The following is a 2,795-nucleotide window of genomic DNA, read 5'->3' as shown; positions in this document are numbered from 1 at the left end:
GACCAGATGATGTTTTGTTTATCTGCGTAAGGAATAATATCTACCAGTGTTTCATTTACAGATGTGATGTATTCCTGCTTGTTTTTAACTTCTTTTTCCAGATGAGAGATATTGGCAGGTGTCTGTGGAATGCTCATGTCTGTTAAGGTAGCACCTGGTTTGCTGTGCAGGGCAAGATATGGCAAAACTTCCGTGATGATTGCAACACGTTCCTGATAAATTGTTGTAAGCTCTAATTTGCCTAACAATTCCAATTCTTCTTTCGTATGAGTCTTTTTAAGAACCGCATCTGCACTAACGTACGTTAATGTAGTTGCAGTGCTTTTCTGAGCATATGCATTACTTACTGAAAGCATGCCTGCTACTAATACAAGTGCGGATAACTTAGATATAAACGTCTTCATATATAATTCAGGTTGTGTTAATTTTTCCAATTTTACTATTAAATATACAATTATAAGCTTGAAAAATTACAATATAACAATGCCAATTTTTATAAGGGAAATTACTTAGGGGGTGTAATTGCGAATACAATTTACTATAAAGTAGTGATTTACGCAAAAAACAGACTAAAATTATTTTTAAATTTCAGAGCAATTCCCTGAAATTCGTTGAATCCAGAACAAGTTTTGGGAAAAATAAATCAAAACTCTCCTGCATTTCACCATAATGCTTTTTTAAAACTTCTGTTGCATCTTCCATGTGTGACTCAAAACTTGCTCTTCTGGACATGCCTTGAAAGACCTGCTCGATTCCGTAAAAGTTTGCATAATTGCTCAGCCAATCCTGCCGGATCATATACGGCAGCATTTGCTGAATGCGTTCAGGCAATACTGCCCGATGTTCTTCAAGCAGATTATATACCGAAGCAGCGTAGCTTGTTAAAGGTATATTTGAATAATTCACCCAATCCTTTGCCAGGAAATGATCCATGTATATATCCATCACAACGGCATTATATTTACCGAAGTAAGGCGTCAGAATCTTTTTACCTTCACTGATTACCGGATGTGTATCGGTAAAATAATCGATATGCCTGTGCAGTTGAATACCTTTCTGAATTTTCGCATCAAACTCAAGAATCTCTTTCCCCTTTACTGAGTCGGCAATAAAATTACCGATCATCAATGAATGATCCATGCCGGAAAGATAAAGATGAGCTAAAAAATTCATTTATTCGTCGCTGTCAATTACAAATTCTTTTTTTGGAAAATTCCTGTACAGGTTAATGCCAATTCCAAATTCAAAATAAGGTGAAGTTTTATTTTCATCTGCAAAGCCTGGAGTTGTTTTCTGTCGGTATTCAACACCTAGTTGCAACTCTGAATACAAGCGTGTACCCATGTAATATTTTACACCTCCCAATACCGACATGGATTTAAAATCTGTCAACACGTTATCATGAATGCTTTGTGTTCCCTGCACATAGAAAGCAGAGGCAATCCAATATACATTATAAAAGCTTTTTGAAATAGGAATTATTTCCTGTACAACCCCGCCGCCGTTGTAATTATATCCGGGAGCTATTCTGAGTGTTGTGCCTTTATAACGTAGGTCCAACGTTGGTATAGGTGCCACTGATGCACCGCCGATACCAACAAATGTTCCGATGTTAAAATTTCTCCGTTGCAGCATGGCAGACTGCGCGTAAACTACAGAAGATAAACATAAAAAAACAATAAAAAGTATCCCGTGCTTCAACATTAATTTGATGATTAAAGATTTAAATAAAATTCTCCAGACTTTCTGCATCTCTGGCAATAGCAGCCTTTTTGCCCGATACCAGAATCGGTCGTTCGATCAGGATCGGATTTTCAACCAGAATCTTTATCCATTGAGCATCTGTAAAAGATTTGTCTTTGTATTTCTCTATATACAATGCTTCCTTCTTCCGGACAATATCGAGCGGTTTAACTTTTAACAAGGCTAAAACAGCAGTCAGCTCTTTTACTGTCGGCGGTGTTTTTAAATATTCAATTACCTCAATCTTCTCTCCTGTCGACTCAATATATTCCAGGGCTGTACGGCTCTTCTGGCAGCGGGGATTATGATAGATCTGGATCATTCGGATACGGTTTCAATAACGAAATTATGGTTGGTATAAATGCAGATGTCGGCCGCAATGTTCAGGCTTTCGCGCACCATGTCCGGAGCAGATAAATGTGTTGCATGCTTTTTCAGCGCAGCTGCAGCCGATTGCGCATACATGCTCCCGGAACCAATCGCCAGGATATCATTATCCGGTTCGATCACGTCGCCGGTGCCTGAGATCAATAACAACTCTTCTTTATTTACAACAATCATCATGGCTTCCAGTTTGCGCAGGTATCGATCGGTGCGCCAGTCTTTGGCCAGTTCAATCGCAGCTCGTTTCATATTGCCGCTATATGCAGTCAGCTTTTCATCAAAACGTTCCAGTAACGTAAAAGCATCGGCCGTTGAACCGGCGAAGCCGCATAATACTTTACCATCCATTAATTTACGGACCTTCTTCACATGATCTTTTACAACTGTATTCCCCAGTGTTGCCTGTCCGTCTGCTCCTATTGATAGTTGTCCGTTGTGTCTGATTGCCACAACGGTGGTTGCATGTATTTTATCCATTTTTTAAAATTTGAATTCAAAATACACTTTTCAACTGATATAAAAAACTCTGCTCATGTAATGAATATTTGATTGTTGTGGATTACTATTTCCTAAGATTCAGTTATTTTTGAAGAATTAATTGATTTAATTCTGAACATGAGAAGAGTAGTTGTTACGGGTATAGGGGCACTTACGCCTATTGGAAATAC

At 38.4% G+C, this 2,795-nt stretch carries 5 protein-coding genes; all 5 read right to left on the bottom strand.

Features of this window, described 5'->3' with window-relative positions:
* Positions 1 to 404, bottom strand: a 404-nt coding sequence (locus tag ACTHJT_RS13135; RefSeq protein WP_440238893.1) for a hypothetical protein, incomplete at its 3' end; no start/stop codon positions are given.
* A gap of 184 nt (positions 405 to 588) precedes the next feature.
* Positions 589 to 1,173: an ACP phosphodiesterase gene (locus ACTHJT_RS13130; protein WP_440238891.1), complete on the bottom strand. Its 585-nt coding sequence runs from the start codon at positions 1,171 to 1,173 to the stop codon at positions 589 to 591.
* Complete coding sequence (locus tag ACTHJT_RS13125) at positions 1,174 to 1,704, bottom strand: hypothetical protein (RefSeq protein WP_440238889.1); 531 nt, start codon at positions 1,702 to 1,704, stop codon at positions 1,174 to 1,176.
* Between the two features lie 19 nt (positions 1,705 to 1,723).
* Entirely contained in the window at positions 1,724 to 2,065 is a 342-nt protein-coding gene (gene arsC, locus ACTHJT_RS13120) for an arsenate reductase (glutaredoxin) (RefSeq protein WP_440238887.1), read from the bottom strand.
* Positions 2,062 to 2,604: an ATP-dependent protease subunit HslV gene (gene hslV, locus ACTHJT_RS13115; RefSeq protein ID WP_440238885.1), complete on the bottom strand. Its 543-nt coding sequence runs from the start codon at positions 2,602 to 2,604 to the stop codon at positions 2,062 to 2,064. The genes arsC and hslV overlap by 4 nt, the downstream gene beginning before the upstream one ends.
* Between the last annotated feature and the right edge of the window lie 191 nt (positions 2,605 to 2,795).

Source organism: Cytophaga sp., assembly GCF_051961495.1.
Lineage (GTDB): Bacteria > Bacteroidota > Bacteroidia > Cytophagales > Cytophagaceae > Cytophaga.
This window is presented reverse-complemented; position numbering and strand designations above follow the sequence as displayed.